This is a genomic window from Streptomyces prasinopilosus, assembly GCF_001419695.1.
Taxonomy (GTDB): domain Bacteria; phylum Actinomycetota; class Actinomycetes; order Streptomycetales; family Streptomycetaceae; genus Streptomyces; species Streptomyces prasinopilosus.
The window spans coordinates 1-5,901 of sequence record NZ_LIRG01000867.1 but is presented as its reverse complement, the minus strand read 5'-3'; the positions used below and the strand labels follow the sequence as shown (position 1 = coordinate 5,901).

The 5,901-nt window shown below is 76.0% G+C and carries 6 protein-coding genes; 4 read left to right on the top strand and 2 right to left on the bottom strand.

Annotated features, from left to right (window positions below):
* The first annotated feature begins 25 nt into the window (after positions 1-25).
* Positions 26-1,603, top strand: a complete 1,578-nt coding sequence (lnt, locus tag AOK18_RS27730) for an apolipoprotein N-acyltransferase (protein WP_055696110.1) — start codon at positions 26-28, stop codon at positions 1,601-1,603.
* On the opposite strand, the gene AOK18_RS27725 is transcribed toward lnt, so the two are convergent.
* Both AOK18_RS27725 and AOK18_RS27720 read right to left on the bottom strand, forming a co-directional pair.
* Positions 1,524-2,432 carry a Gfo/Idh/MocA family protein gene (locus AOK18_RS27725; protein ID WP_055696109.1) on the bottom strand — a complete coding sequence of 303 codons (909 nt, stop codon included), beginning with the start codon at positions 2,430-2,432 and terminating at the stop codon, positions 1,524-1,526. The genes lnt and AOK18_RS27725 overlap by 80 nt on opposite strands.
* A gap of 89 nt (positions 2,433-2,521) precedes the next feature.
* Positions 2,522-3,715 carry an FAD-dependent monooxygenase gene (locus AOK18_RS27720; RefSeq protein ID WP_055696108.1) on the bottom strand — a complete coding sequence of 398 codons (1,194 nt, stop codon included), beginning with the start codon at positions 3,713-3,715 and terminating at the stop codon, positions 2,522-2,524.
* Positions 3,716-3,828: 113 nt separating this feature from the next.
* Here AOK18_RS27720 and AOK18_RS27715 point away from each other — a divergent pair, with 113 nt between their 5' ends.
* The 3 genes from AOK18_RS27715 (at position 3,829) to AOK18_RS27705 (ending at position 5,683) form a co-directional block, all read left to right on the top strand.
* The gene (locus AOK18_RS27715; RefSeq protein WP_055696107.1) at positions 3,829-4,449 is read left to right on the top strand and encodes a TetR/AcrR family transcriptional regulator; all 621 of its coding nucleotides are present in this window, start codon (positions 3,829-3,831) and stop codon (positions 4,447-4,449) included.
* A gap of 40 nt (positions 4,450-4,489) precedes the next feature.
* Complete coding sequence (locus tag AOK18_RS27710) at positions 4,490-4,999, top strand: DinB family protein (RefSeq protein ID WP_055696106.1); 510 nt, start codon at positions 4,490-4,492, stop codon at positions 4,997-4,999.
* A 192-nt stretch (positions 5,000-5,191) separates the two neighbouring features.
* A complete protein-coding gene (locus AOK18_RS27705; RefSeq protein WP_338119143.1) occupies positions 5,192-5,683 on the top strand; it encodes a hypothetical protein in 492 nt (163 codons plus the stop codon).
* The last annotated feature ends 218 nt before the right edge of the window (positions 5,684-5,901 follow it).

The window sequence follows — 5,901 nt, the reverse complement described above, 5'->3', positions numbered from 1 at the left end:
GGTCGGGAGGGGCAGGGAGACGCCATTGAAGACACTCGGCCACCTGCTGGGTTCCCCGTGGCGGCGCCCGGTTGTCGCCGCGGCCGCGGGTGCCCTGCCCGTCCTGGCCTTCCCGGCGCCGTCCCTGCGGTGGTTCGCCCCCGTCGCGCTGGTGCCGTGGATCGCGCTGGCCCGCACCGCGCCCACCGGCCGGCGTGCCGCGGCCGACGGCTGGTGGGGCGGGTTCGGCTTCATGCTCGCGATGCACCACTGGCTGCTGCCGAACCTGCACGTGTTCACGTTCGTCCTCGCGGCCCTGCTCGGCGCGCTGTGGGCGCCCTGGGGGTGGCTGGTGCGGCGGCTGCTGGGCGGGGCGCCGTCGCGGGGGCGGGCCGCGGCCGCGCTGGTCGTGCTGCCCTCGGCCTGGCTGGCCGCCGAACTGGTCCGTTCCTGGGAGGCGCTGGGCGGTCCGTGGGGCGTGCTCGGTGCGAGTCAGTGGCAGGTGACGCCGGCGCTGCGGCTGGCGTCGGTCGGCGGGGTGTGGCTGATCAGCTTCCTGCTGGTGCTGCTGAACGTCGCCGTGGCCGTGCTGTTCACGGTGCGCCGGGCGAGGGTGCCGGCCGTGGCCAGCCTGGTCGCCGCGGGCGTGGTCACGTCCGTCGTGTGGGTGGGAGCGCCCGCCGCGCAGGCCGACGGCCGGACGAGGATCGCGGTGGTCCAGCCGGGCGTCGTCTCCGGGCCGGACAGCGCGAATCGGCGCTTCGGCCTCGAGGAGCGGCTCACCCGCCGGCTCGCGGGTCAGGATGCCGACCTGGTCGTCTGGGGTGAGAGCAGCGTCGGGTTCGACCTCGGCGCCCGTCCCGACCTGGCGCGGCGGCTCGCCGCACTGTCCCGCGCGGCGGGTGCCGCGGTCCTGGTCAACGTGGACGCGCGGCGCTCCGACCGGCCCGGCATCCACAAGAGTTCGGTGCTGGTCGGCCCCGACGGCCCCACCGGGGAGCGGTACGACAAGATGCGCCTGGTCCCGTTCGGGGAGTACGTCCCGGCCCGCTCCCTGCTGGGCTGGGCCACGTCCGTGGGCGAGGCGGCGGGCGAGGACCGCAGGCGCGGCACCGAGCAGGTGGTGATGGACGCGGGCGGCGGGCTGCGGATCGGCCCGATGGTGTGCTTCGAGTCCGCGTTCCCGGACATGAGCCGGAACCTGGCCGGGAAGGGCGCCGACGTGCTGCTGGCCCAGTCGTCCACGTCGACGTTCCAGCAGAGCTGGGCACCCGGGCAGCACGCCTCGCTCGCCGCGCTGCGCGCCGCCGAGACCGGGCGGCCGGTGGTGCACGCGACGCTGACCGGCGTCTCCGCCGTCCATGGCCCGGACGGCGGACGGATCGGCCCGTGGCTCGGCACGGACGCGAGCACCGCGCGGGTGTACGACGTCCCGCTCGCCCACGGCACCACGCCCTACGTCCGCTTCGGCGACTGGCCGCTGCACGCGGCGCTGCTGGTGCTGGCCGCCTGGGGGGCCGCCGAAGCCGTACGGGCCGTACGGCTCAGGCGGCGGACCGCTCCTGGATCTCACGGACCACGCGCTCGCACAGCTCATGGGTCGCCAGCGCGTCCCGGGCACTGAGCGTCCTGCCCTCCTCGACCGCGTGGAGGAAGGCGAGCACCGCCTGCTCGATACCACGCTGGCGGGCCACCGGCACCCAGTCGCCCCGCCGGTGCACGGTGGGCCGGCCCCGGTGGTCGATCACCTCGGCGAGGTTGACCACCTGCCGCTTGGTGTCCCGGCCGGAGACCTCGAGGATCTCCTCGGCCGAGCCGCTGAGCCTGTTCATCACGCCGAGGGCGGTGAAGCCGTCCCCGGCGAGCTGGAGCACCACGTGGTGCAGCAGCCCGTCCCCGGTGCGGGCCCGCACGGTCACGTCGTCGACCGGGCCGGGGACCAGGAAGCGCAGGGTGTCGACGACGTGGATGAAGTCGTCGAGGATCATCGTGCGCGCTTCCTCCGGCAGCCCGGTCCGGTTCTTCTGCAGCAGGATCAGCTCGCGCGGGTGGTCGGCGCACTGCGCGTAGCCGGGGGCGAAGCGCCGGTTGAAGCCGACGGCGAGGCTCGTCCCCCGCTCCTCGGCGAGGGCCACGAGGCGGGTGGAGTCGGCGAGTTCGTAGGCGAGCGGCTTGTCGACGTACGTCGGGACGCCCGCCTCGAGCAGCCGGGTCACGATCTGCGGGTGGACCTGGGTCGGGGCGTGCACGAAGGCGGCGTCGAGGCCTTGGCCGAGCAGGGCGTCGAGGTCGGCGTGCCGCTGCCCGGGCGGCAGGTGGAGGCCGTCGGCGACGCGGGTGAGCGTCGCGGGGGTACGGGTCTGCAGGTGCAGTTCCACCCCGGGCCGGGTGGCGAGCACCGGGAGGTAGGCCTTCTGCGCGATGTCGCCGAGTCCGATGCAGCCGACCTTCACGGGGCGTTCTCCTCCAGCGGTTTCCTGTCACGGGCACGGGCACGGGCCCGGGCCCGGCTCCGTCGGCGCCGTGGTCGTCGCCGCCGTGATCACTGTCGTGGTTCCGCCCCGAAGGATACGGCGTCCGGCGTCGGGGGCCGCCAGGAGGCGATCTCGTCGAAGCTCCGCAGGAGCAGTCCCGGGACGGCCCTGGAGAGCACGGTGATCGCGGTGTCGCGTACGGCGGTCCCGGCCCGGCCGGTCATCAGGCCGAGGCGGGCCGTCCGCACCGCCCGGCGGGCGATGCCGGTCGTGCGGGGCAGCCGGTCGGCGGTGTACGCGGGGAGGTCGCCGCTGCGGTGGGCGAGGGTGACCGCGTCCTCGATGGCCTGGTTTCCCCCCTGGCCCAGGGTGGGCGGCATCGCGTGCGCGGCGTCGCCGACCAGGGCGACCCGGCCGTGGTGGTAGGCGGGCAGCGGTTCGGCGATGTGGTGGACGTCGTGCCGCAGCACGTCCTCGGGCCGGACGGCGTCCAGCACGGCGGGGATCGGGTCGTGCCAGTCCCCGTAGCGGCGCAGCAGTTCGGCACGCTCGTCGTCGGCGCGTTCCCCGGCGGGGGCCAGGGCGGCGGCGTACGCGTAGACACGGCCGTCCTTGAGCGGGTGCGTTCCCCAGAGGCGGCCCGGTCCCCAGGTCTCGTGCGAGGCGAACCGCACGCCGGGCAGCGGGACCACCGTCCGCCAGGTGGTGAAGCCGGAGTACACCGGCCCGGGGTGGTGCGGGAAGAGCGCGCGGCGCACGGCGGAGTGGATGCCGTCGGCGGCCACCACCAGGTCGGCCTCGAGTTCGCCGTCGGCGGTGCCCACGCGGGCGGGCCGGGCGGGGTCGCCGGGGTGCCCCGCGTCGACGAGGTGCGCGGCGGTGGCCGTGCGGACGGTGCCCGCCGGGAGCCGTCCGGCCAGGTGGTCGACGAGGGTGGCGCGGTGGAGTAGGACGAGGGGTCCCCCGAAGCGTTCGGCCGCGGCCTCCGCACCGGTCCGGGCGAGCCAGCGGCCGCCCGGTGCGCGCACTCCCCCGTCGCCCTGCCAGGCGGACAGGGCGCGGATGTCGTCGCCGAGCCCGATGACGTCCAGTGCGCGCAGTGCGTTGGGGGCGAGGGAGATGGCGGAGCCGACCGGCTCCAGGGAGGCGGACCGTTCCAGCACGGTCACCCTCGTGCCGCGCCGGTGCAGGGCGGCGGCCGCGGTCAGGCCGCCGATCCCCCCGCCGATCACGACGGCCCGTTCCACCTGTGCCTGTGCCATGGTTCCTCCTCGGTTCCCGGCCGACCGGCTCCCGCACACCCGGCCACTACATCTGTAGTGGCTCCCGGGGCCGACTGTACTACAACCGTAGTGAGGCGGGTAGCTTGACCTCCATGTCCGCACGCACCGCACGCACCACGGGCGCCTCCCGCGCCGATCTCGTCGCCGACGCCGCCCTCACCCTGCTCGCCGGACGCGGCATGCGCGGCCTCACCCACCGGGCGGTCGACGAGACGGCCGGGCTCCCCCAGGGCTCCACCTCGAACGTGGCGCGCACCCGGCAGGCACTGCTGGAGCTGGCGGTGCGGCGGCTCGCCGAGCGGGAGGCGCGGGTGCTCGGACTGCACGAGATGCCGGACCCGCGGGCCGGGGCGGACCCGTTGACCGACGCGATGGCGCTGGCCGTCCACCGGGCCCTGACCCGGAACCGCGAACTGGTCCTCGCCCGCTACGAACTGGCCCTGGAGGCCACCCGCCGCCCCGAGCTGCGGACCCACTTCGACGCGGCCGGAGCCCGGTTCCGCGACCTGCTCACCGGCCTGGTCACCGGGCTCGGTTCCACGGACCCCGACCGGCACGCGCTGTCGCTGATCGCCTGGGCGGACGGGCTGATGTTCTCCTGCGTGGCCGGGTCGTTCAGCACGCGCGCACCCGCCCTGGAGGAGGTGCGGGCGAGCCTGCGGGAACTGCTGGACGGGATGCTCACCCCCCGCCGGGCGCCCGGCGGCCGATAAATCCCTGGCCGCGGACCCCGCGGCCAGAAAAGATGTGTACATGACGATTCAGCGCCACGTACCCGCCACGGACGCCGCCGACCGCGCCATGCTGGAGGGCTGGCTCGACTACCACCGCCAGACCCTCGCCCAGAAGTGCGAAGGGCTGACCGACGAGCAACTGCGCACCGCCTCGGTCCCGCCGTCCGACCTGTCGCTGATGGGGCTGGTACGGCACATGGCGGACGTCGAGCGCGGCTGGTACCGCAGGGTTCTCGCGGGCGAGGACGCCGAACCGCTCCACTACGACGAGGCCGACCCGGACGGCGACTTCCACCTCACCGGGACGGAGACCTGGCAGGAGGCGTACACCACCTGGCAGGCCGAGGTGGACGTCGCCCGGCGCAACGCGGCCGGCTTCGGCCTGGACGACCTGGCCAGGGGCCGGCACAGGTCCGGCGAGCGGTTCACCCTGCGCTGGATCCACACCCACATGATCGAGGAGTACGCGCGCCACAACGGCCACGCCGACCTGCTCCGCGAGCGGCTCGACGGCGCCACCGGCGACTGACGGCCGCGCCGAGCCGGCCGGGAACGCCGCCGCTCTCGGTGCACCCGCTCCCGCCGTCCCCCGGCCGGGGCCCGACCGCGCGTCACCCTCGGCGCTCCCGCGACCCCCGTAAGGGGCCGGAGATCACCCTTGCGGGGCATCCTCCGCCCGCCCTCCGGCCCGCGGGCGGCCGGAGGGAGCAGAGTGAGGCGGGTGCATCGAAAGACGACCAGAGCAGCACTGCTGGTGACCGTGGCGCTCTCCGCCCTCTCGGGCTGCGTGACGGTGCAGCGTCCCCCCGCGCCCGGCCCGGACGCGGGCGCGGCCCGGCTGTCGGAGCCGCACCCGGACACCCGGACACGGCAGGCGGTCCAGGCGCCCGCGCGCGAGGCCCTGGAGATGATCGCGCCGTCGCGCCCTAAGAAGTCGCCCGCGTCCCCCTCGCGCCGCGCCACCCCCACGGCACCCGCCCCACGGGGGACGGCGCCGCCGGACGACCGGAACCGCAGACCGGCCCCCGGCGGCCCGGTCCACGGCAGGGCCACCCCGCCCCGGACACCCGACGCGGAGGTGTCCGAGGCCGCGGAGGCGCTCCGCCGCGACCTGCGCGGGCGGGCGGAGGTCTGCGCCCTGGGCAGGGAGTACGGCCACTGGCCCGCGGGCAGTCCGGAGGCGGCCATCTGCGAGGAGACCTACGGGCGTTGACCGCCCCGGCGCCCGCCCTGCTCCGCTCCGCCCCGTCCTGGCCCGCCCCGCCCTACGGGCGCCGCCTCGGCGGTCTCCATCCCCCGGCCGGCCCGCCTTCCTCCAGTCGGACCTCCATGCGCCGGATGGCGGCCCGGACCCTGTCGCCGTAGGGGTCGGCGGCGAGGACGCGGGCGGCGCCGCGGGCCCGGCGGAGGTGGGTGCGGGCGGCCTCGGGG